The organism is Paenibacillus sp. GXUN7292 (assembly GCF_050864975.1).
In the GTDB taxonomy this organism is placed as follows: domain Bacteria; phylum Bacillota; class Bacilli; order Paenibacillales; family Paenibacillaceae; genus Pristimantibacillus.
Window position 1 is genome coordinate 22,599 of the sequence record NZ_JBOZWO010000023.1, and the last position, 22,932, is coordinate 45,530.

A 22,932-nucleotide genomic window follows, 5' to 3' on the forward strand; every position below is an offset into this window, starting at 1 on the left:
ACGTCGGAGCCGTTTATCCTAGTCACCTTATCTTTTAATAAGCCAAGCCAGAAGCGACGGCAGCAGCATAGCACGGATGACAAAGGTGTCCAGCAATATACCGACAGCCATAATAAAGCCGAACAGAAACAGCTCTTGCAGCGGCTGCGTCATTAATACACAGAACGTTGCGGCTAAAATAGTGCCGGCAGAGGAAATGACCCCGCCTGTTTTGGCTACTGCGCTTGCGATAGCTTCCTTCCAGCTGTGATGCTTCGACTCCTCCAGCACGCGCGAGACAAGCATTATATTGTAGTCTACGCCTAGCGCGATCAAAAAGACAAAGGAGTAAACAGGCAGTCGGTAGCTGACCGCATCATAGCTGAAAAAGGTGCTGAATATAGTCCAGCTGATGCCGAGCGCCGCTGCGTAGGAGAGCAGCATCGTACCCATCATTGCCAGCGCAACAGCTATTGATTTGGCCTGGAAGATGAGCATAATAGCAATGATCAGCGTAATGACCGAGAAAATGATAAGCGTATCGCGCTGATTCATATCACGGACGTCTAGCTGCTCTGCAGTCTGGCCGGCAAAATTCAGCGAGTACAAGGCAGGATCAAAGCCGCTGTCCTTCAGCAGCTTGGCGCTGTCTTCCCGTAGCTGTTTGACGACTGCGAGTGCTTCCTTCTCATACGGATGATCCTTCAGCGTCAGCTGCAGCTTAAGCATGGGCTCATGCTCGGACAAGAAATTTCTAGGCAACGGCTGAGCATCGTTGGCAAGCTGCGGTGTAATGGCTGGCGAAAGTTCGCTTATGCCGGCTGTTTGCTGCAGCTGTACTGCCAGCTTGTCCAGCTTGTCGATAAACGGTTCGCTTAGCTCAATCGGATTTTTTGATTTTAAAATAACGGTGACAGGCGCCAGCTTGCCCTTAGGAAAATGCTCCTCCATCAGCTCAAAGCCTTGTCTGGATGAGAGCTCCTCGGGGAACGACTTCAATAAATTAAAGGAAAATTTAATTTGCGAAGCATTCCATGAGGCGCCAAGCAGCAGCACGATCATAACGGATGCCACAACAGCAGGACGTTTCGTTACAAAGGCGCCGATGCGGCTCCAGTAGCCGAGCTTTTCCTTCTTTTGGGCGCCCAGTTTAGGAACGAACGGCCAAAACGCTTTGCGGCCGACAAGTGTAAATACAGCTGGAATTAATGTTAATCCGCCCAGTAATATAACTGCAACGGCAATTGAAAATACTGGAGCGAAATAATGATACGCTTGGAATACGGCAAGAAATAATACGAGAACGGCAGCGAATATAGTAGCGCCGCTGAACAGGATCGGTTCACTTAAACGTGACATCGTTATATTCATGGCATCGTGCTTGGAGCCGAGCTTGCGCAGCTCTTCCCGGTAGCGGGATAAAATAAACAAGCAGTAGTCGGTAAGAACGGCAAAGAGCAAAATCATCATAATCGATAATGCCTGCTTATCGACAATGATAAGCCCGTTTTGAGCAGCCAAACCAATTAATCGGTCAGTTACCTGATAGACAGCTCCAGCGATAATAAGCGGAATAACCGAGAGCAGCGGCGATCGATAGATAACGATTAGAATAATAAGAATTAAACCTATAGTAGCGAATAACAAAATAAGATCAGCATTTGAAAATAAAGCAATTGTATCGGACGCTATGCCTGCCGGTCCCGTAATCTCAAATTGCAACCCGGCAAGCTCGCCGCCTTCAATATGACTGCGCAGCTCTTCCAATGCGTTGTGGATGTCACCAGACTCCAGATCCTTTTGGAGAGCCGCATTGAGCATAATCGTCGTATTGTCTTCAGAATAAAATTGCTTTTGAACGTTGAGAGGGAATTGATGAAATGGCACTGCGCTGGCAATTTGCTGCGGCTTCTCATCTGACGCAAGCCACTGGCTAATGGAACGGATAGCTTCAAGCTGCTTATCTGTAATTTCAGCTTCATTATGAAAAACGAGCAAAGCCGTTAGTCCGTCATCAGACGGAAAGCCTTTTTCCGCCAGCATTTTAGCTGTTGCTGAAGGAGTATTATTGTATATACTTGCTTCCTGACTGCTTTGTGCCGTCTGCTTGGCTGATGGGGCAATTAATGTTAGAGCAATAATAGCGGCAAGCCAAATAACTATAATCGTGATGCTGCCTTTGCGGCTGCTTACGACGCTTGCAAGCTTATTTGAAAAAGAATTCATTCTGCTTCACACTCCTCAATACTTCGTCTACGAGCATTGTAGTGCAGGAGTGTGAACAACAGATGAACGGTAAATGAACGGTAAATGAACTAGATTTGAACATCAAATGAACGAAGCTGCCGCGATTGATCATACTATTTGCGTGGGCGACGAGAAACGGTGTACGTCTTTTGGAGAGGAGGTCAAAGGGTTTTTCTTTCCTGCCAGGCTTCTACCAGTGAGGAAGCTTTATGCGGAAGGAGGTGCCTTTATTGAGCTCGCTCGTCACATGAATCGAGCCATGGTGCAGGTCAATAATTTTGCGGCATATGGAAAGACCAAGCCCACTGCCGGTTTTGGCTCGCTCGCGGGCTTTATCCGATTTGTAGAAGCGGTCAAATATATACGGCAGCTCATCTGGCGCAATTCCAATACCCGTATCTTGAATTTCTACAGTTACTTCTTTACCAACGTCAATACGCACTGCAATCGTATCTTGAGGCGAGCAGAACTTTATGCTATTCGAAATAAGATTAAACCATACTTGATAAAGCAGCTGCTCATCGGCCTGGATTACGATTTCGGGCAGCTCGAGCTCAATTTCCAGCTGCTTGCCAGTCCACTGCCGTTCCAAGGTGATGAAGATCTGCCTAATTTGCTCGTCAAGCCGAAAGGCCGTGCGCTTCGTAAGCTGCATGTTTTTATCAAGGGCGGCCAGCATTAACAGCTGCTTGCTAAGCGAGGACAGGCGCTTGCTTTCGTCCTGAATAATTTGCAAATAGCGCTGCTTTTCGTCCTCCGACATTTCGTTGTTCATCATCGTTTCCGAAAAGCCCTGGATAGAGGTAATCGGCGTTTGGAATTCATGCGATACATTGGCGACAAATTCTTGTCTCATATCGTCCAATCGCTTAATGGATTCTGCCATGTGGGAGAAATGCTTGGCCAGGTCGCCAAATTCATCCTTGCGGCGAATATCCAATTGCAGGTTGTAATCACCGTCGACAATTTTATGAGTGGCGGCTTTGAGCACTTGCAGGGGCTTCACTATATAACGAGTCAAGATAACGATCAGAATCAGGCTGAGCAAAAAGGCAAAGCCCATCAACAGGCCAAGCAGTATGCGCACCTCGCCGATTTGCTGCTCCAGATTGGCACGGATGAATAAGGCGTATTGCTTGCCTTCTGCTTTTATAGGCAACCCTATCGTATTGCGCAAGCTATTTTCGAAGTAGCCCATGATGGGAAGAAGCTGCTTCTGTTCAAGCATGCCTTTGTAGCTGCCGCCCTCCAGCACATGGCGTATTTGCTCCTCCTCAAATTGCGTATGACGGAAGGGAGAGCCGTACATAGCGGTTTGAAGCTGCTCATCTACTGCGTAGATTTGAAAGCCCATCGCTGCAATTTTATTTAAATATTGGCCAAGCTCCAAATGAGGCGACAGCTCATACAGCTCGCGTATTTCGAGCCCGATATGCATAATCTCTTCTTCATTGTAATGACGCATTTTGTTGGCATAGTAAGCATTGGCAATAAAAAGCGATACGACGGTGCTGAATATGGTAATAATAATAAATATGACAACGATGCGGACGTATAATGTCCTCATTGTTCGTGCACCTCAAGCTTATAGCCGATGCCGCGGACAGTTACGATAGAAAAATCCTGCTCTGCAGAAGCAAAGCGTTCCCTCAGCCGTTTAATATGCACATCAATCGTACGGCTGTCTCCTTCATAATCGCTGCCCCATATTTGCTGAAGCAGCTGCTCGCGCGTAAATATTTGTCCCGGCTGAGTAGCAAGCTGGGAAAGCAGCTCAAATTCTTTTAAAGGCATCGTCATAGTCTCATTATTGCTTTTGACCTCATAGCTGCGCCGATCAATAATCGTATTATTCAGCTTAATCTGCTCGGACGATACAATTTGGTAGCGGCGCAATAAGGCTTTAATGCGGAACAGAAGCTCCTCTGGCTCGAAGGGCTTGACCAAATAATCATCAGTGCCTAAAGTAAATCCTTTTTCCTTATCCTTCAGCTCGCCTTTTGCCGTAAGCAAAATGACGGGAATATCGTAATACTTGCGAATTTCCTCGCATAAATCCCAGCCGTTCTTATGGGGCATCATCACGTCAACTACGGCCAGATGAATCGTCTGCTTTTCCAAAATATCAGATGCTGCCAGCCCATCCTCAGCTTCGACCGCGATATACCCTTCCTTATGCAGGTTGTAGCGAAGCAGCTCGCGAATGTTTGGATCGTCATCAGCAATCAGGATATGTAATCTCAAAAAAATCACCTTCTTAAAATATTTAATATAGATTTAACAATCTGTAAAATGCTGGGCGAAAAAATTAAAGTTTTCCCATTGTCTACTGTTTCCTGTTTATTTCTTGATTGGCATGCGTTAATATTAAGTTAACAATTCGCACGATTAACCGTCTATGGACGGTTTTTCTTTTTGACTTTTTTAAAGAAAGGAAGTGAAATAGCTTGGAATTCTTATTGAATCAATACCGAAAAGCTCCGCTTTTAGTGACATTCATTTTCATTATGCTCAAAATGGCGCTTTTTCGTCAATTTATATTCCAAGAGGTACACATCAGCCGTCTAGTATCGGACGCTGCAGCTGTACTGGTCATATTGTTCATAATTGAGCTTGTTACATCTGCAAGATGGAAAACAACAGTGTTCGGCATCATAAATACAATTGTCTCATTTTTATTATTTGCCGCGGTCGTCTACTTCAGTTATTTCAGCAACGTGCCGACCTACCACGCTTTTCTTAACATTGGGCAGGTTGGGCAGGTTAAGGATAGCGTGCAATCTTCGATTCAATTGAAAAACTATTTATTATTTGCCGATATCGTAATATTGCTGCTGCTTAAAGTTTTTTGCTTGCGTTCCAGAGACAGGCTGGCTTCAAGCAGTGCGATTGCAAGACCGCTTTATGTGGCGATCGCTCTAATCGTTTGCTTGGGTGTTTCTTTTGGATATGTCCAGTCCAACCGGGGCATTAATAATGAGCTTGTCCAAGCTGAGCGGCTAGGCTTATTGAACTACCAGTTTGCAACCGCAATGAATGAAAGCAGCTACGGAGCACCAACGGGCGAAGAGGTTAATGACGCAGTAGCTGCCCTTGAGCAGGAGCAGGCTAACAAGGAGCAGGCCGGCGGACCGAATTATTTTGGAGCTGCCAAAGGGAAAAATGTTATTGTGCTGCAGCTTGAAGCTTTTCAAAACATTGCAATCGGCCTAAAGGTAGATGGGCAGGAAGTGACGCCAGTTCTAAATGAGTTAATTAAGGATAGCTTTTACTTCCCGCATTTCTTCCAGCAGATTGGTCAGGGAAATACTTCTGACGCAGAATTTTTGTCTAATACAGGTATTTATCCGACAGGCTCTGTCGCCATGTCCAAAGGCTTCGGCGATCGCGAAATTCCGAGCATGCCGCGCCTTCTGGATAAGTATAACTATGTTTCTAATACATTTCATGTCAATGATGTGACGTTTTGGGATCGGGACAAAATGTATCCTGCGCTTGGATTTACAAAGTACTACGAAAAAGCTGATTTTGTAGATGATAAATTTAATGGCTTTGGCGCTTCCGACCAGGAATTATACCGGGTTGGAATGGAAAAGCTAAGTGCATTGCATAAGAAAAACCAGCCATTTTACGCACAGTTTGTTACAACTGCCAGCCATCATCCTTTCAAAATTCCTAAAATGCTGCAAACCTTGGATGTGCCGGAAGGCTTACAAGGAACACAGCTTGGCAACTATCTTCAAGCGCTGCGCTATACAGATGAGCAGATCGGCAATTTGATTGCCGACTTGAAGAAGGAAGGCATGTGGGAGGATACCGTTCTTGTCATTTATGGGGATCACTTTGGTATGCAGACCAAAGATAACGATCCAGCGTGGGTGGAGGAACAACTGGGTGTAAAATACGAGGAAAGAATTAGCCGTTTCAACATACCGTTTATCGTTCATGTGCCTGGCGTTGAAGGCAAGACATTGGATCAAGTCGGCGGACAGGCAGATATTATGCCTACCGTTGCTAATTTGTTAGGTGTTTCCTTGAAGGATGAAGGCTATACGGTATTCGGCAAAGATTTGCTCAATGTAACGGATCATGTTGTTGGCATGCGTTATTATATGCCGACTGGCTCCTTCTTCAACAATGAAATTATGTTTGTGCCTGGAAAGAGCTTTGAAGACGGCACAGCGATTGATTTGAAGACATTTGAGAAAGTTGAAGACTTCAGCAAGTATCGCAAGGATTATGATTACGTTCTTGAGCTGATGAAGCTTTCTGATGACTATATGAAATCATTGCCAAAACGTTAACAGCTATTATAGAAGTAATTTACCCGCTTCGAAGTGAATGCGGCTGACAGTTGCAGCAGCTATGCTGGCTTGCGCTGACGCCGCTTCACTGACAGGCGGGTTTTTTGTCGGCAACATTAGTGGGCAAAGAATGGACAAGCGGAAGAGCAAGATTGGAACTGGAGAAACGGTAGTGGCTGCCTTTGTATTACAATTTTATCCATTAATGGCTTACAAAATAGAGAAAAATTGGAATACAACAGCGGTCGTAAGTCCAATCTTGATCGTAGCGCCGTCTTATTCTATTGCTTGTTGCCTTTTAACAATTAATCAACTCTCTCTGTTTGCTCGTGCTCGACATTCTTCTGTAATCAAAATTAGCACAGTAATAACTTTAGTGTTACTATACTATATATAGTGAAAAATATAGTCAAAAACAAAGGAGAGAGAACTATGGCTCATCTCGATACAACTTTTGAGTGTAAAGGCTTAAGCTTGAAAAATAGAATTGTAATGCCGCCAATGTGCCAATACAGTGTCGAGCTGGAGGACGGCATTCCAAACGAGTGGCATTATGTCCATTACGTATCAAGAGCGATTGGCGGTGCCGGGCTTATTATTGTGGAAATGACGGATGTCCATCCTGATGGTCGAATTACAAACCGCGACCTGGGATTATGGTCGGATGACGCAATTCCAGCATTCAAGCGCATTGTAGACGAGGTCCACAAATATGGGGCAAAAATCGGCATACAGATTGCCCATGCAGGCCGTAAGGCAGAGGATGCTCCAAATCCGGTAGGAGCTTCTAATATCCCGCTGGAGGGCAGCAGAAACCCGAATCAGCCGCGTGCGCTTACAACAGAAGAAGCGCAGGCTATGATTGTGAAATTCAAGGAAGCGGCAGTACGTGCAATTGCAGCCGGCTTTGATACGATTGAGCTGCATGGCGCCCATGGTTATTTGATTCACCAATTCCATTCGCCGTCCATTAATAATCGTGAGGATCAGTATGGGCAGGATTATGCTTTGTTTGGTGTAGAGGTTATTCAAGCTGTTCGAAGTGTGATGCCAGCGGATATGCCGCTTTTGATGCGAATTTCGGCCGTTGAATATATCGATGGGGGATACGGTCTTGAGCATTCCCTTGAGCTGGGCAAACGTTATAAGGAGGCAGGCGTCGATATGATTCATGTCTCGAGTGGCGGAGAAGCGCCGCCCCCTCCAGGTCGAGTGCCGAATCATGCAGCGTATCAAGTACCGTTGGCCCGTGCCTTCAAGGAGGCGCTGCAGCTTCCGACAATAGCGGTAGGCAGGCTTGAGGAAGCCAAGGCGGCAGAAGAAGCGGTCGCGAATGGCGATGCCGATCTAGTTGCTGTCGGCAGAGGCATGCTTAATGACCCTTACTGGGCGCTGCATGCTATTAAGGAGCTAAGCGGATCCGTCGTTCCTCCAGCTCCTTATATACGCGGTATTTAACTATTTTTCACCAGCTGATTATCCTTGCCATACCGGATGAATACCCAAACGCCGTAAAGCATCAGCATTCCTGCAGCCATGCTGTATAAAGTAATCTTCTCTTTGAGCAGCGCCAGTGCCAGCAAAGAGGCAAAAATCGGCTCTCCAAGCACGGACATGGATACGGTGGCAGCGGCCATTCTTTTCATAAGAAAATTAAAGACATAATGTCCGAGCAGCGTCGGCACTATGGCGAGCAGCAAAAAAAGCCCCCATTCTTTCGTGCTGTAGCCAGTGAACGGGTTGCGATTGATGACATTGTAGATTGCCAGCAGGCATGCAGCAAAAAAGAAAGCCCAGAAGTTATAGGCAAACACTTGGGTTCGTTTCAATAAGTGTTTGCCAATAAGCATATGAACCGCTACAACGACCGCCCCGAGAAAAGAAAGCAGATCGCCATACAGCGCTTCGTCCGAGAGGGAAAAGTCGCCTGCTCCGATCATAATGGAGCCGATCATGGCGATTCCAATGCCGATAACCATTGCTTTATTGATAGCTGCCTTGAATAAGAAGTAGGATGCAATCATGACTAGAAGCGGTTCAAGCGAAAGCAGCACAGTCGAGCTGGCAACGGTTGTATAGCGCAGCGAGCCCATCCATAGCAGAAAATGCAAGCCGAGCATAGCTCCGGACAACATAAGAAGCAGCCACTGCGAGCGATCAAGCTTCAGCAGCGGCTGTCTGTATTTCCATACAAAAGGTAGCATAAGCACATTCGTGAGCAGCAGGCGGTACATGGCTATAACTGCGACATCGGCCTCGGACCACCGAACAAAAATGGATGAAAAGGATATTGCGATAATACCAACTGCGTATAACAGTAAATAGGGAGGCAGACGCTTGCTAGCCTTCATCATGCTGTTCACCGCCGCTTTGCGTTTCGAGCTCGGCAGCTTTTAACGGTTTAGCTTCAGCGGGTCGTTTCGCCTGTTTTTCTTTTTGTTTAATGATAGCTTCATCAAAATACCGCTTCAGCTCAGCAGCCTTGCGGGGATCGTCCATTTTAACCTTTTCTTTTAGAAAATGTTCCTCAAACGCTTCCCAGGTAGGCTCCAGCTTTTGCGCGCGCAGCAGGCGAACGGCATTTTTGACAAGTCTTCGCTCCTTGGCATTGGTGTAGGTATCGACATATTTCTGCTTATAGTCAAAGTCCAAATGCTCAAATATGGCGCGGAATATATGGCTCGTCATTCGAGCATCGTCAAGTGCGCGGTGAGCGCTGCCCTCCGCATCGATGGCTAGCTCAGCAAGAGCGCCTTCAACGCTAATATCATTGGTGAGACCTTTATGGCGAGTAAAGCCTTTTAGCAGATCAAAATAATCAGCCGCCAGCCAATAAGCATCATCAAGCTTATGCATTCTTGTGTCCAGCACGATGCGTTTCATATCTTCTCCGCCCCATGTTATAAACATGCAGCTGTCGCTTTTTCCGAGCCAGCTCAGAAAATCGGCGATGACAGAAGGGAAGCGCTTAGCTATATCAATATCCTCTTGAGGAATGCCTGTTTTTTTCTGAATAAAGCTATTAAGCTTTGCGAAGTATACGGGTTTGATCAAGGCAGAAAATTCATCTATAGGCTGCAAGGAAGAGTCAAGGCGGACGGCGCCGATTTCAATAACCTCCATAGGCAGCTCGCTGGCAAATTTTCGTCCATTAAATTCAATATCTAAAACAATATAATCCAATCCAACTACCTCCGAAGTTTGCTTAAAAATTTGCACTAGTACTATTAGAGCATGAGGGCCGCTGTATTTGCAAACTATTTCAAAATATAAGAAATGGTTAGTGTTTACCTAACGCTGTTCTTATAATTCAATGAGAAGTCGCATTTACCGATTTATGGGAATCATTAAGAGTTTCTTCTTGAATCCTGCTTTCTATCGTTTATACTACTAGATATGCTAATTGTATAGAAGGTAGGAGGATTTTAAGGAATGGATGATCTCATAGTTTGGCTAAAGTTTTTGCTGCTTGGTATGGTGCAGGGTTTTACGGAGCCGATACCAATCTCGTCCAGCGGCCATCTTATTATTGCCCAAAAGCTGCTTGGAGTTGAGCAGAACGGACTGTTTTTTGAAATTTTAACAAATACGGCTTCTTTAATTGCCATTATGTTTATTTTTAGAGAAATGATCAGCCGATTAATTGTTAATGGTATTAAATTTATACGTACACGGGATAAGGAATATAAGTCAGACTTCATGTTCATTATTTATATCGTTGTCGGCACAATTCCAGCCGTTGTATTGGGACTATTGTTCAAGGATGCAATAGAGCAGCATTTGGCTTCCATTAAAACGGTCGGCTTCTCATTGCTTGTGACAGGTGTCGCTTTGTGGCTCATTCGCAATTTGCGCGGAGTTAAGCGCGATGGAGATTTGAGCATGAAGGACGCGCTGCTGGTCGGTCTTGCACAGGCTGTAGCTCTAATTCCTGGCATTAGCCGTTCCGGATCAACCGTTATTTCATCCATTGCACTCGGCATGAAACAAGACACTGCTTTGCGGTTTTCGTTCATGCTGTACATCCCAATCAGCTTAGGCGGACTGGTGCTTGGCGTGAAGGATGCTGCAGGCGATCCGACGCTGTCCACAATGGCTATCCCATATATAATAGCGTTTATTAGCACTCTTATTTTGACCTATATTTCTATGCGCTGGTTTATGAATATTATGCGCAACGGCAATTTGAAATATTTCGCTTATTACTGCTTTGTTGCAGGTATCGCCATCGTATTGTTTATGTAACATTTTAGAGTTGCAAATTCTTTGCAGAAGCTGTTTTAAAGCCGCATTCATTTTATAAAATATGTGACTTCAGATTCATCTCCTTTATGCTGAACTGAACAGCTTTCCAATGGAATCATTTGAGGAAGGAGAGTGGCGTTATGAAGCCGGCGGTTTCGTTAATGACGTCTGTGAATCAACAAAGTCGTTTAAAATTAGCACTTATACTCGGTTTTCTGTCCGGCATTGGACCGTTATCCATTGATATGTATTTGCCGGCTCTTCCGACATTGGCGGAGGATTTGGGAGCTTCTGCGTCAATCGCACAATTAAGCCTTACAGCCTGTCTGCTGGGGCTCGCTACAGGCCAGCTGCTTGTCGGACCGATCAGTGATGTAAGAGGGCGCAGAGTCCCGCTTATTATCGGCATAGCTGCCTATGCGGTTGTTTCGGCGCTATGCGCTTTTTCGCCAAGCATTACAATATTTATTGCCATGCGTTTCTTACAGGGCTTTGCCGGCGCGGCAGGGATCGTCATAGCGAGAGCAAGCGTGCGCGATTTGTATTCTGGACCGGAGCTGACTAAGTTTTACGCTTTGCTTATGCTTGTGAATGGAGCTGCGCCTATACTTGCGCCGATATTTGGCGCTGAGGTGCTGCAGCATACTTCGTGGCGAGGCGTGTTTTTCGTACTGAGCGCGCTGGGAATGGCGATGCTCTTGGCGGTATTAATCGGGCTTAGAGAAACATTGCCAGAGGAGCGTAGAATGAGAGGCGGGATCGGCAATACACTGCGCACCTTCAAAAGGCTGAGCCGTGACTCATTGTTCATGGGCTACGCTTTGACACAAGGGCTCGTATCCGCTTCGATGTTCGCTTATATATCGGGATCTTCCTTTGTACTGCAAGAAATTTTCCATGTCACTGCGCGGCAGTACAGTCTTATTTTTGGACTGAATGGCGTTGGAATTATTTTGGCTACACAAGTCGCCGGCAGATTGGCAGACAAGGTGGAGCCGCGCAAGCTGCTTCGCAGCGGCCTGTTATTGGCATCTTCCGGCGCATTCTTGCTGATTCTTGCGGTGACTCTGCATTTAGGCCTAGCTGCGGTTATAGCGGCATTCTTTATGGTTGTTTCAAGCGTTGGGATTATCTCGACGACTACAACTTCGCTTGCGCTGCAAAGTCAGGGGAATTCTGCCGGAAGTGCATCGGCGATGCTCGGTATGCTTTCCTTTATCGTAGGCGGAACAGCAGCGCCGCTTGTTGGGCTTGGCGGCAAGGATACGGCGCTTCCGCTTGCAATCGTAATGGCGTCATTAGTCGCCAGCGCATTTATTTGCTTCATGCTGTTGACCAAGTCGAGACAACGCAGTCAAGCGCAATAGGCTATTTGCGAGCGACAAAAACAGTGAACTCATTGTATTTATATACGCAATCTACATCCTTGAAGCCAGCTTCCCGCAGCCAAAGCAGTTGCTCTTCCATCGGTGCATTGCGATCCTCTCGCTTTCTTTCTTTGGAGGCATCCAGCGCGCTTTGCGGCAGTCCGCTGGCTAGAACAGCCTCCTCCCATTGTTGTTCATATTGCTGATTGAACAGGGAGGAACGGCTGGAGGCCTGATCCGCATTAATAAAGTATCCGCCCTCCTCAAGCTGATCATATATGGAGAAGAAGAGCTGTTTCTTCTCTTGATCGGTCAGGTGATGAATCGATAGTGAGGATACGACCGCATCAAATTTGGTATCAAAGCGGTAGCTGAGATAATCACTTGCGATATAGTTTATGTTTGAAAAGGAAGCTAGACGCTGCTCCGCCTTGGCAAGCATATCCTGGCTAAAATCAATCAGCGTCATGGCAGCAGAAGGATATTTTTGCAGCACATAGCTCGTAAGCAGTCCTGTGCCGGCCCCTAAATCCAAAATCGAAGGAGACGCCGATGGCAGCTGCAGCCATCGTATAACAGCCTCGTAGAAATCGTCATAGCATGGTATAAGTCCTCTTCTCTGCGTATCGTAATCAGTGGCAGCCTTGTCAAAAAGCTTCTTTACTTCATCGTTCATCGTAAATCCCTCCCGGCTTTCCTTATTTTCTATTCTCATTGTAAAAACGAATTGTTATATTGTGAAATATATAAAGATTATATTATTTATAGGCTTAAACTATAAGTGTGGAAAGGGTATGGAGAGAGTACGGAAAGAGTATGGAAAGGTACGCTGCTGCAATGAAGGTTGGGCGGGTGGCTGCTACGATAGCGATGAAACGTATCGACGTGGTCACACGTTCCGATATTTGCCTTAAAACGGCCTTTTTTTTAATTTGGCGGTCACACATTCCGCTATTGGGTTCAAAAGTGGGCTTTTTCTGCGATTTATGGAGCAATAACGGAACGTCTGTCACTTTGCCCCCTCAAAAATGCGAATTTTGGCGAATTAGCGGAACCACTGTCCAGCTAGGGAGATTCGCGACTGTCCAACTAGGAAGAACAACAACTGTCTCAGCTATGGAGTATCTATGACTGTCCCATCTAGTGAGAACAACACTGTCCCGCTTGGAAACGCGTTAAAATTCAAAGTATTGTCGCTAGTGCAGCATTGAGAAGTTCGTTTAAAGAAGCTATAATAAATAGTGAACAATATCGCACTAAAATGAACTTTTCAGGAAGAGGGGCCGGAATGAAAAAGCTAAAAATTTTGCAGCAGCTTTCGGAAGCAGGGGTAGTAGCAGTTCTACGTGCAGATTCTCCAGAAGAAGTGGTTGAAATGTCACGCCGAGCGATTAAAGGCGGCATTAAAGCGATTGAAATTACGATGACCGTACCTTTTGCGCTGCGCGCAATTGAGGAATTGTCTAAACAATATTCCAGCTCAGTTTCTCCGGATGCAGACAACTATGCGATTATCGGTGTAGGAACTGTATTGGATCCTGAGACGGCTCGCGCAGCTATTATGGCGGGCGCTGAGTATGTGGTATCCCCGGCACTTAATCCGGACACTGTCAGATTGTGCAATCGATATGCTATTCCTGTATTGCCAGGCACAATGACGGTAGCAGAAATTCAAACGGCGATGGAGCTAGGCGTCGATGTCGTGAAGCTGTTCCCGGGCAATCTGTATTCTCCAAGCGTTATACCTTCTATTAAAGGACCGCTTCCGCAAGCCAATATTATGCCGACTGGCGGGGTATCCTTGGATAATTTGAAGGATTGGATCAAAGCAGGTGCAGTAGCTGTCGGCATCGGTTCCGACTTAACGAAAGAAGCAGTAAAAACTGGTGATTTCTCTTTAATCGAGAAAAAAGCAGCTGATTATATGGCAGCCTATCGCGAGGCAAAAGGACAATAGCTCCTTGGCGTCGCGTCAGCTTGCTACACGCATTTGGCGCCCTTGGAGCATCTACTCTCTAGAGGCGCTTTTTGCAATGTGTTTTGGTATATGTTTTGGTATAATGATATGGGCAGCATTTCTCGTTATGTATGTTTTTGTATGATAAATATAGTATGTAAAAGTTGAAAGAGGGAGAAGCTATTTTCCGACTATTTCTTATCCTTGCTTCTTCACTAAATTCGAGTTATAACAGATAAGTAGCGATAATAGACAGGCTAGCAGATTAGATTATCAGCTTAAAGGAGTGTTTGAGGGAATGGAATTCAGAATCGAGAAGGACACGATGGGGGAAATTAAAGTCCCGGCAGATAAGTTGTGGGGCGCCCAAACTCAGCGCAGCTTGCAAAATTTCAAAATCAGTACTGAGAAAATGCCTTTGGACGTTGTTTATGCAATGGCATACGTCAAGAAAGCAGTAGCTCAAGCGAATTTGAAGCTTGGTGTTTTGGATGAGCAGAAAGCAGCAATTATTGGCGAGGTTGCAGACGAAATTATTTCTGGCAAATGGGACGAGCATTTCCCATTAGTAGTTTGGCAAACAGGCAGTGGGACGCAAACAAATATGAATGTTAACGAGGTTATAGCTAATCGCGCTAACGCCTTGCTCGCAGAACGCGGCTTGGATATTAGAATTCACCCGAACGACGATGTAAATCGCTCACAAAGCTCGAACGATACCTTCCCTGCTGCGATGCATATTGCTGGAGTTATGGCTGTAGAAAAGCAGCTGGTTCCTTCATTGGATATTTTAGCGGCTACTTTGAAAGAAAAAGTAGAAGCTTTTAAAGATATAGTTAAAATCGGACGTACTCATTTGCAGGATGCTACTCCGTTGACGCTTGGCCAAGAGGTAAGCGGCTGGTATGCCATGCTTGAGAAAACAAGAGCTATGCTAGTGCAAAGCGTTGAATCCATGCGTGAATTGGCGCTCGGCGGAACTGCAGTAGGTACAGGCTTGAACGCTCATCCGAAGTTCGCGGTTCAGGTTGCTGAAGAAATGACTGAGCTGACAGGCACATTGTTTATTACAGCGCCAAATAAATTCCATGCTCTGACTAGCCATGATCAAATCGTATACACACATGGAGCTATTAAAGCTTTGGCAGCAGATTTAATGAAAATTGCCAATGATGTCAGATGGCTTGCAAGCGGACCACGCTGCGGCATTGGCGAGCTGATCATACCAGAGAACGAGCCGGGCAGCTCGATTATGCCAGGTAAAGTCAATCCTACTCAAAGCGAAGCGATGACGATGGCTGTATGTCAAGTTATTGGTAACGACGCTACGATCGGTTTTGCAGCGAGCCAAGGTAATTTTGAGCTTAACGTATTCAAGCCGGTTATTATGTACAACTTCCTGCAATCTGTTGCGCTTATGGCGGATGCAATGGTTTCCTTCAACGATAACTGTGCGGTTGGCATCGAGCCGAATTTGCCTGTTATCCAAAGAAACCTGGAACAATCACTGATGCTTGTAACGGCATTGAATCCACATATCGGTTATGAGAATGCGGCAGCCATTGCTAAAAATGCTCATAAAAAAGGTCTAACCTTGAAAGAATCCGCTGTAGCAAGCGGCCTGCTAACTGAGGAGCAATTTGACCAATATGTCCGTCCAGAGAACATGATTGGAAGCAAATAAGTTATAAATAACCCAGCTTGATTGAGGCTCCAATTGGGGACCTTAATCAAGCTTTTTTATGTCCACCCCTGCCATGTCTGTCCCCATTACTGCCCCATCTCCGCCGCTACACCCACTATACCTGTATCGCCTAATCAACTGGACAGCAAATCCGTTATTTTGCTAAAAACGCCGAATTAGGAGTATTAAAGTGACACACGTTCCGCTATTCTACAAAAATGTAGTGGAAAACAGTCGAAAATGGGCGAATAACGGAACCACTGTCCGCGAAAGCAGAAAAATGATCGAAAACGGGCGAATAACGGAACCACTGTCCGCATAGTAGAAAAATGATCGAAAATGGGCGAATAACGGAACCACTGTCCGCGAAAGTAGAAAAATGGTCGAAAATGGGCAAATAACGGAACCACTGTCCGCGAAGTAGAAAAATGATCGAAAATGGGCGAATAACGGAACGCCTGGCCACAGGTTGAAAATAAAAATGAGGCTGAAAATGCGTATATCTCCAAATGAGAGGGTGTCGATTAATTGTAAGCAACTAATAATAAGCAATAAAAAAGGGGAACGAAGAGCAAGATTGGGAATGGAGAAGCGGCAGCGCCCGCCTTTGTAGGCCAATATTATCCTTTACAGGGGTTATGTAATCAAAAAAATTGGACTACAACAGCGGTCGGAATCCCAAACTTGATCGTAGTAGTATCCCTTTCGATTGCTTGTTGCCCTATCCACAATAAAGCGATACCCTTAGAGATGATCTTAGTCACAAAAACGGAGTTAAAGTAAATTAACGCGTTCTTGTGATCATTCGCATCCCCAGTAACCATTCCATTTAGTAAAATATTAACACTTCACATGTTTGTCAATTTCGTGCCACGAAACGGTCACTAACGACACTAAAGAGCCATATTTATCTGCATATAATTTTGTATAATAGGAGTAACTGATTGAGAATAATGTAGCTTGCGAATTGTTCTCCTTCAACTTTTGAAGAATTTGTGAATAAATTCACAAATTGTTGTGATTTTTTTCACATTAATCAATCGCGACGTATGCTTAAATTAGAAAGTAAGCATTTGACGGGGTTTGTTTCAAAGTAATTTAAAAGGATTAATACATTTAGAAAAGGTGGAGTGCAGCTATGGATGTCGTCGATTTAGCACGTTTGCAATTTGCATCTACAACAATTTTTCACTACTTTTTTGTACCAATATCAATTGGATTATCTCTCATCGTAGCGATAATGGAAACGATATATGTGGTCAAGAAGGATGAATTATATAAGCGAATGGCAAAGTTTTGGGGGACATTCCTGCTCATTAACTTCGCCGTCGGTATTGTTACAGGTATTTTGCAAGAGTTTCAGTTCGGAATGAACTGGTCTGATTTTTCAAGATTTATAGGTGATATATTTGGAACGCCGCTTGCGATTGAAGCGCTGCTTGCCTTTTTCCTTGAGTCAACGTTTATCGGCTTGTGGGTGTTTGGCTGGGACCGCTTGTCAAAAGGCGTTCACTTGGCGAGCATGTGGCTCGTTTCGATTGGTACCATTTTATCCGCGCTTTGGATTTTGGCGGCAAACTCATTTATGCAGCGCCCTGTCGGCTTTGAGGTAGTAGACGGCCGTGCAGAATTAACGGATATATTCGCGCTATTAACGAATGGTCAGCTGTTGTGGGAGTTTCCGCATACGATATTCGCTGCGTTCGCGACCGGTGCTTTTCTGGTTGCCGGTATTAGCGGCTGGAAGCTTATGCGCAAGCAAGAAATTAATTTCTTTAAACAATCATTCAAAATCAGTATTATCATTGCTCTCATTTCTTCTATTGCCATTGCACAATTCGGTCATAGCCAGGCGCAATATTTGGTTGAGACTCAGCCAATGAAAATGGCTGCGAGCGAAGGGATGTGGGAGAGAAGCACTGACCCTGCTCCTTGGACAGTTATTTCATTTATCGACACTGATAAGCAAGAAAATGGCTTTGAGATTAAAATTCCGTATATACTCAGCTTTTTGTACTATAGCAAATTTTCCGGCTCTGTTCCGGGCATGCTTGAGCTGCAGGAGCAATATGAACAAACCTATGGCCCTGGAAACTATATCCCGCCGGTCAAAACGACTTTTTGGAGCTTCCGCGTTATGGTAGGCAGCGGTATGGCCATGATTCTTCTGGCTATGTATGGCGCATATCTCACATGGCGGAAAAAGCTGGATCAGCCGAAAAATAATCTATACTTTAAATTAATGCTGTTTGCCATTTCACTTCCGTTTATCGGAAATACGGCTGGCTGGATTATGACTGAGATTGGCCGTCAGCCTTGGACCGTATTTGGGCTGCTGCGTACGGAGGATTCTGTATCGCCGAACGTATCGTCAGGTCAAGTGCTCTTCTCACTTATTTCATTCTCGTCGATATACTTGATTTTGCTTGGCATTACGATCTATTTGTTTACTCGGGTAGCACGCAAAGGCCCTGCTAGTGAAGAGAGTGAGCAAGTTGCTGATGTAGATCCGTTTGCACAGGAAGGGGGCGGCAGCAATGTCACTCAATGAGTTATGGTTTTTACTAATTGCCGTTTTGTTCACAGGATTTTTCTTTCTTGAAGGCTTTGATTTTGGTGTAGGCATGGCAACTCAAATTTTGCCGAAAAGCGATAAGGAACGCCGCGTGCTTATCAATACGATCGGACCGTTCTGGGACGCGAATGAAGTATGGCTTATAACGGCGGCAGGCGCGATGTTCGCAGCTTTTCCGCATTGGTATTCCACGATGTTCAGCGGGTACTATATGCTCCTCACGTTGATTTTGCTGGCGCTAATAGGCCGGGGTGTTGCTTTTGAATTCCGCGGCAAAATAGAGGGCGCTGCCTGGAGAAAGGTTTGGGATGCAGCGATATTTATTGGCAGCTTTTTCCCGCCGCTGTTTTTCGGAATGCTGTTTGCCAGCATGATTAAGGGTGTGCCGATTGGACAAAATATGGAAATGACAGCTGGATTCTCTGATATAGTTAATCTATACTCAGTAACAGGAGGCGTGGCAGTGGTTGCACTGTGCCTGCTGCATGGCCTAACCTTTATTTCGATACGTACTACAGGCGACGTTCGCGGCAAAGCACGCAAGGCAGCTGCGGTTGTATGGCCTGTCGCAGTAGCGCTGCTCGGACTGCTGGCTGTTCAAACCTTTGCTTCTACGGATCTGTTTGAGAAACGCGGAGTTATCATGTATATTTTAGTTGCTTTAACTGCAGTGGCTGCGGTATTAGCTTATGTGTTTATTAGAAAAGGAAGAGAAGGGCTTGCATTTGGCATGACCGGTTTACTGATCGGTTTAACATTTATAGCTTTATTTGCAGGCTTGTTCCCAAGGCTGATGGTAAGCTCTATCGACAGCGCTTATGATCTTACGGTTTACAATGCTGCATCAGGAGGCTATACGCTGAAAGCGATGACGATTGTAACAGCAGTGCTCTTGCCATTCGTACTGGCTTATCAGGCTTGGAGCTACTTCGTCTTCCACAAACGCATTACGAATAAAGATCATTTAGAATACTAGGAGCTTGTATGGACAAACAATGGCTTCGCCTTTCAGGAATTACACCGATAATGCTGCTGTTATCGGTGTTTTCCTTCCTACAGGGATTGGCAATTATAGCGCAAGCGCTGCTTCTGTCGCATGCGCTCACACAGTTATTTAATGGGGCTGCCGTATCTGATGCAGTTCAGCCTATTTTATTATTTGCGGCTATGTTTGTGCTGCGGCATACTTTTGTATGGCTGCAGCAGCGCTTTGCCGGAAGGTTTGCAGAGAAAACTACCGAAGCGCTTGGCAAACAGCTGCTGAGCAAGCTTTTTAAGCTTGGCTCAAGGTTTGCTGCCAGCGAGGGCAGCGGCAAGATTGTTAATCTTGCTCTGGAAGGAATTGTGCGGGTTAGAACTTATTTGGAGCTGTCGATTCCCCGTATGATCGATATGCTCATCATTACCGGTGCAATATGGCTTGCTGTCATCCGATTGGATTTGATTTCAGGCATTATTTTACTTGTGGCACAGCCGGTGCTCATTATCTTTTTTATTATATTAGGGCTGGCGGCCCGTTCTCTAGCGGATAAGCAGTGGAGAAGCTATCGAATATTGTCGCAGCATTTTTCGGATACGCTTCGAGGCCTTGAGACGCTGCGCTTTTTAGGAAGAAGCAAAGCGCATGCAGGTACAGTAGAGCGTGTAGCGGGGCAATATCGCAAAGCAACAATGCGGACGCTGCGGGTTGCATTTCTATCTTCGTTTTCGCTTGATTTCTTTAGTATGCTTTCAATTGCCTTTGTAGCGGTTGGATTAGGCGTGCGGCTTATCGACGGCGGCATACAGCTGGAGGCGGCTTTGGCAATTTTGCTGCTTGCTCCTGAATATTTTATGCCGATTCGAATGCTTGGCACCGACTATCATGCAACGTTAGACGGCAAGGAAGCATGGGCTTCAATTAGAGCGATTACGGAAAAGGATACAGAGAGTGAGGGCACGGCCAGCAGTCAATATGCAATCGAAAGTAGTGCTGCATCTGGCAGACAAGTTGCTTCAGAGAGCCATAATGCTGCGCCAAATAACGTCAAGTCAATGGATAGCCAGCATAACTCAACCGCTATGCTTCGCTTATCGGATGTAACGGTGCTCAGCTCAGAAGGCCGTGAGCTGCTTGGCGGTGTGCAGGCAGAAGTAGCTGGCGGCACACGGAAAATCGGAATTGTCGGTGAGAGCGGAGCAGGCAAATCGACCCTGCTTCATGTGCTTGGCGGCTTTTTGCAGCCATCCGCAGGAATGGTTCAAGCGGATGGGGAGCCGCTTGCTGGCGAGAAGCTCGCTCAGTGGCAGCAGCAGCTTGCTTATATCCCACAGCACCCTTATATATTCAGCATGACGTTAAAAGAAAATATTGCCTTTTATGAGCCGGATGCCAGCGATGAGGAAATCGAACGGGCAATCGACGCAGCTGAGCTGCGCTCGCTCGTTGAGCAGCTGCCGCTCGGTATACATGAGCGCATAGGCGAGGGCGGGCGCGCTGTGAGCGGCGGCCAAGCGCAGCGTATTGCGCTGGCAAGAGCGTGGCTTGGCAATCGTCCTATGCTGCTTCTCGATGAGCCCACTGCCCATTTGGACGTAGAGACAGAATGGGAGCTAAAGCAGACGATGCTGCGTATTTTCAGCGGGAAAACGGTATTTCTGGCGACGCATCGCTTGCATTGGATGAAGGATATGGATGAGGTATGGGTCATCAAGAAAGGCAAATTGGCAGAGAAGGGCACGCATGCCCAGCTGGCTGAGCAGAATGGCGTATATGCGAAACTGCTCGCTGCAGGCAGAGGGGAGGAATTGTAATGCAAGCGGCAAAAAGACGCGGCTGGATTACCTACTACATGTCTCAATACCGCTGGCAGTTTGCAGCGGCAGCTGTACTTGGCGCTATTGCCATACTTTCCGCAGCAGCCTTGCTGTTTACATCCGGGTATTTGATATCGCGTTCCTCCCTGCAGCCAGAAAACATTCTTATGGTCTATGTGCCAATCGTGCTTGTCCGGACGTTTGGATTCAGTAAAGCGATTTTTCAATACTTGGAACGGTTAGCTGGTCACAGTGCGGCACTGCGTATTCTAGCCAGTATGAGAACCCGCTTATATCGCATTGTCGAACCGCAGGCGCTTCGCATGCGAAGCAAATATAAATCCGGCGATTTGCTTGGCTTGCTGGCGGAGGATATCGAGCAGCTGCAAAACATTTTTTTGCGAATAGTTCTGCCAGCACTGTCATCTTTAATTGTATACGGAGCAGTCATTGCGCTGCTCGGCAGATTTGATCTTTGGTTTGCATTGCTGATGGCGCTCTATAGCGGCATTTGGCTGTTTATTGCTCCGCTTGCTGCATTATGGTTGTCCGTTAGAAGAAGGAAGCAATACAAGCAGCAGCGCAACCGCTTGTATACACAGCTCACTGATGCGATTTATGGCATGAGCGACTGGCAGCTGAGCGGGCGCGCAGGGCAGTTCTTGGACGATTATGAGAAGCAGAGCTCCGCCATGAACAAGCTGGAGCAGCAGCTTAGGCGCTCTGAATGGCGCTGGCAGCTTATTACGCGCAGCAGCGCCGCTGCAGCAGTCATTATGATGGCGATATGGGCAGCAGGCATGGTTGAGCAGGGCTTGCTGCTGCCAAGCTTTATAGCGGCTATGGCGCTTGTTGCGCTTCCGCTCATGGATGCCTTTGTAAAAGTAGGCGACTCTGTATACCGAATACCGGATTATAAGGACTCTTTGAATAGATTGAATAAGCTGGAGCAATCGGGACAATCCCGTTGGGATGATGCTAGCGCCCGAGATGAAAAAGCGGCTGAAGAGGCCATTCGGGCTGCGCTGCCTAAGTCCGTCAACCGGCAATCGATCGATATAGCTTTACAGCAGGTCAGCTTTCAATATGAAGGCTCGCATCAATTGACATTAAAGCAAATTGATTTGAATATTCCGCAAGGCTTGAATATGGCTGTGCTGGGCAGAAGCGGCGCCGGCAAGTCCACCTTGCTCAATCTGATGCTTGGCGAGCTGAAGCCATCGTCTGGCGAGGTCACATTAAACGGTATTACTGCTGGCGAACTGGATGCTGCAGATTTCTCGGTTCTTAACCAGAAGCCATACTTATTCGATACATCTGTCGCTAATAATATAAGGCTCGGCAAGCCAGACGCTTCTGACGAAGAGGTGCAGCAGGTGACGGAGCAGGTTGGACTCGGCTCTTTCATCGCCTCACTCCCAAACGGCTATAACACGAGGATGGAGGAGATGGGACAGCGCTTTTCTGGCGGTGAAAGACAAAGAATTGCGCTCGCCCGCATCTTGCTTCAGAACAGGCCGATTGTATTGCTTGATGAGCCGACAGTCGGACTCGACTCCATTACGGAGCGCAAGCTTGTAAATACCATTTTTGCAACGTTAAAAGGGAAAACCTTAATATGGTTTACCCATCATTTGATCGGGATGGAGCAAATGGACGAAATCGTATTTATGGAGCAGGGGCGCATCGTCATGCGCGGAAGCCATGAGGAGCTGCTGGAGCGTGAGCCGAAGTACAGACGCTTGTATGAACTGGATCAGTTATAAAAAAATGACCGT

16 protein-coding genes are annotated in these 22,932 nt (G+C 46.2%); 10 read left to right on the forward strand and 6 right to left on the reverse strand.

Annotated elements, in window-relative coordinates:
* Nucleotides 1–27 precede the first annotated feature (27 nt).
* From ACRRU2_RS18100 to ACRRU2_RS18110, 3 genes are all read right to left on the reverse strand, one after another.
* Nucleotides 28–2,205 (reverse strand): MMPL family transporter, encoded by a 2,178-nt coding sequence (locus tag ACRRU2_RS18100; RefSeq protein WP_432503795.1) that lies wholly within the window; start codon nt 2,203–2,205, stop codon nt 28–30.
* Nucleotides 2,206–2,416: 211 nt separating this feature from the next.
* Nucleotides 2,417–3,793: a sensor histidine kinase gene (locus tag ACRRU2_RS18105; RefSeq protein ID WP_432503797.1), complete on the reverse strand. Its 1,377-nt coding sequence runs from the start codon at nt 3,791–3,793 to the stop codon at nt 2,417–2,419.
* Nucleotides 3,790–4,470: a response regulator transcription factor gene (locus ACRRU2_RS18110; RefSeq protein WP_432503799.1), complete on the reverse strand. Its 681-nt coding sequence runs from the start codon at nt 4,468–4,470 to the stop codon at nt 3,790–3,792. The genes ACRRU2_RS18105 and ACRRU2_RS18110 overlap by 4 nt, the downstream gene beginning before the upstream one ends.
* 203 nt (nt 4,471–4,673) lie before the next feature.
* Here ACRRU2_RS18110 and ACRRU2_RS18115 point away from each other — a divergent pair, with 203 nt between their 5' ends.
* Both ACRRU2_RS18115 and ACRRU2_RS18120 read left to right on the forward strand, forming a co-directional pair.
* Nucleotides 4,674–6,530: an LTA synthase family protein gene (locus tag ACRRU2_RS18115; protein WP_432503801.1), complete on the forward strand. Its 1,857-nt coding sequence runs from the start codon at nt 4,674–4,676 to the stop codon at nt 6,528–6,530.
* A gap of 432 nt (nt 6,531–6,962) precedes the next feature.
* Nucleotides 6,963–7,988: an NADH:flavin oxidoreductase/NADH oxidase gene (locus tag ACRRU2_RS18120; protein ID WP_432503803.1), complete on the forward strand. Its 1,026-nt coding sequence runs from the start codon at nt 6,963–6,965 to the stop codon at nt 7,986–7,988.
* On the opposite strand, the gene ACRRU2_RS18125 is transcribed toward ACRRU2_RS18120, so the two are convergent.
* Nucleotides 7,985–8,884: a DMT family transporter gene (locus ACRRU2_RS18125; protein ID WP_432503805.1), complete on the reverse strand. Its 900-nt coding sequence runs from the start codon at nt 8,882–8,884 to the stop codon at nt 7,985–7,987. The two genes, ACRRU2_RS18120 and ACRRU2_RS18125, sit on opposite strands and share 4 nt — an antisense overlap.
* Entirely contained in the window at nt 8,871–9,713 is an 843-nt protein-coding gene (locus ACRRU2_RS18130) for an exonuclease domain-containing protein (protein ID WP_432503808.1), read from the reverse strand. Before ACRRU2_RS18130 ends, ACRRU2_RS18125 begins: the two co-directional genes overlap by 14 nt.
* 249 nt (nt 9,714–9,962) lie before the next feature.
* On the opposite strand from ACRRU2_RS18130, the gene ACRRU2_RS18135 reads away from it, so the two are divergent.
* Entirely contained in the window at nt 9,963–10,775 is an 813-nt protein-coding gene (locus ACRRU2_RS18135) for an undecaprenyl-diphosphate phosphatase (RefSeq protein WP_331702205.1), read from the forward strand.
* Nucleotides 10,776–10,915: 140 nt separating this feature from the next.
* The gene (locus tag ACRRU2_RS18140) at nt 10,916–12,142 is read left to right on the forward strand and encodes a multidrug effflux MFS transporter (RefSeq protein WP_432503810.1); all 1,227 of its coding nucleotides are present in this window, start codon (nt 10,916–10,918) and stop codon (nt 12,140–12,142) included.
* 1 nt (nt 12,143) lies between these two features.
* Here ACRRU2_RS18140 and ACRRU2_RS18145 read toward each other — a convergent pair whose 3' ends face one another.
* A complete protein-coding gene (locus ACRRU2_RS18145; protein ID WP_331702203.1) occupies nt 12,144–12,818 on the reverse strand; it encodes a class I SAM-dependent methyltransferase in 675 nt (224 codons plus the stop codon).
* Between the two features lie 612 nt (nt 12,819–13,430).
* Here ACRRU2_RS18145 and ACRRU2_RS18150 point away from each other — a divergent pair.
* The 6 genes from ACRRU2_RS18150 (at nt 13,431) to cydC (ending at nt 22,920) form a co-directional block, all read left to right on the forward strand.
* Complete coding sequence (locus tag ACRRU2_RS18150) at nt 13,431–14,099, forward strand: bifunctional 2-keto-4-hydroxyglutarate aldolase/2-keto-3-deoxy-6-phosphogluconate aldolase (RefSeq protein ID WP_331702201.1); 669 nt, start codon at nt 13,431–13,433, stop codon at nt 14,097–14,099.
* Nucleotides 14,100–14,397: 298 nt separating this feature from the next.
* Entirely contained in the window at nt 14,398–15,783 is a 1,386-nt protein-coding gene (fumC, locus tag ACRRU2_RS18155) for a class II fumarate hydratase (RefSeq protein ID WP_432503813.1), read from the forward strand.
* 1,138 nt (nt 15,784–16,921) lie between these two features.
* Complete coding sequence (locus ACRRU2_RS18160; RefSeq protein WP_331702199.1) at nt 16,922–18,334, forward strand: cytochrome ubiquinol oxidase subunit I; 1,413 nt, start codon at nt 16,922–16,924, stop codon at nt 18,332–18,334.
* Nucleotides 18,321–19,334: a cytochrome d ubiquinol oxidase subunit II gene (gene cydB / locus ACRRU2_RS18165; RefSeq protein WP_331702198.1), complete on the forward strand. Its 1,014-nt coding sequence runs from the start codon at nt 18,321–18,323 to the stop codon at nt 19,332–19,334. Before ACRRU2_RS18160 ends, cydB begins: the two co-directional genes overlap by 14 nt.
* An 8-nt stretch (nt 19,335–19,342) precedes the next feature.
* Nucleotides 19,343–21,151: a thiol reductant ABC exporter subunit CydD gene (gene cydD, locus ACRRU2_RS18170; RefSeq protein WP_432503816.1), complete on the forward strand. Its 1,809-nt coding sequence runs from the start codon at nt 19,343–19,345 to the stop codon at nt 21,149–21,151.
* Nucleotides 21,151–22,920, forward strand: a complete 1,770-nt coding sequence (gene cydC / locus ACRRU2_RS18175; protein ID WP_432503818.1) for a thiol reductant ABC exporter subunit CydC — start codon at nt 21,151–21,153, stop codon at nt 22,918–22,920. Before cydD ends, cydC begins: the two co-directional genes overlap by 1 nt.
* Nucleotides 22,921–22,932 lie beyond the last annotated feature (12 nt).

Coding starts and splice junctions, on each gene's coding strand:
- fumC (WP_432503813.1), top strand. CDS start 14,398: ATGGAATTCAGAATCGAGAAGGACACGATGGGGGAAATTAAAGTCCCG.
- ACRRU2_RS18145 (WP_331702203.1), bottom strand. CDS start 12,818: ATGAACGATGAAGTAAAGAAGCTTTTTGACAAGGCTGCCACTGATTAC.
- cydD (WP_432503816.1), top strand. CDS start 19,343: ATGGACAAACAATGGCTTCGCCTTTCAGGAATTACACCGATAATGCTG.
- ACRRU2_RS18150 (WP_331702201.1), top strand. CDS start 13,431: ATGAAAAAGCTAAAAATTTTGCAGCAGCTTTCGGAAGCAGGGGTAGTA.
- ACRRU2_RS18160 (WP_331702199.1), top strand. CDS start 16,922: ATGGATGTCGTCGATTTAGCACGTTTGCAATTTGCATCTACAACAATT.
- cydB (WP_331702198.1), top strand. CDS start 18,321: ATGTCACTCAATGAGTTATGGTTTTTACTAATTGCCGTTTTGTTCACA.
- ACRRU2_RS18140 (WP_432503810.1), top strand. CDS start 10,916: ATGAAGCCGGCGGTTTCGTTAATGACGTCTGTGAATCAACAAAGTCGT.
- ACRRU2_RS18120 (WP_432503803.1), top strand. CDS start 6,963: ATGGCTCATCTCGATACAACTTTTGAGTGTAAAGGCTTAAGCTTGAAA.
- cydC (WP_432503818.1), top strand. CDS start 21,151: ATGCAAGCGGCAAAAAGACGCGGCTGGATTACCTACTACATGTCTCAA.
- ACRRU2_RS18100 (WP_432503795.1), bottom strand. CDS start 2,205: ATGAATTCTTTTTCAAATAAGCTTGCAAGCGTCGTAAGCAGCCGCAAA.
- ACRRU2_RS18125 (WP_432503805.1), bottom strand. CDS start 8,884: ATGATGAAGGCTAGCAAGCGTCTGCCTCCCTATTTACTGTTATACGCA.
- ACRRU2_RS18135 (WP_331702205.1), top strand. CDS start 9,963: ATGGATGATCTCATAGTTTGGCTAAAGTTTTTGCTGCTTGGTATGGTG.
- ACRRU2_RS18105 (WP_432503797.1), bottom strand. CDS start 3,793: ATGAGGACATTATACGTCCGCATCGTTGTCATATTTATTATTATTACC.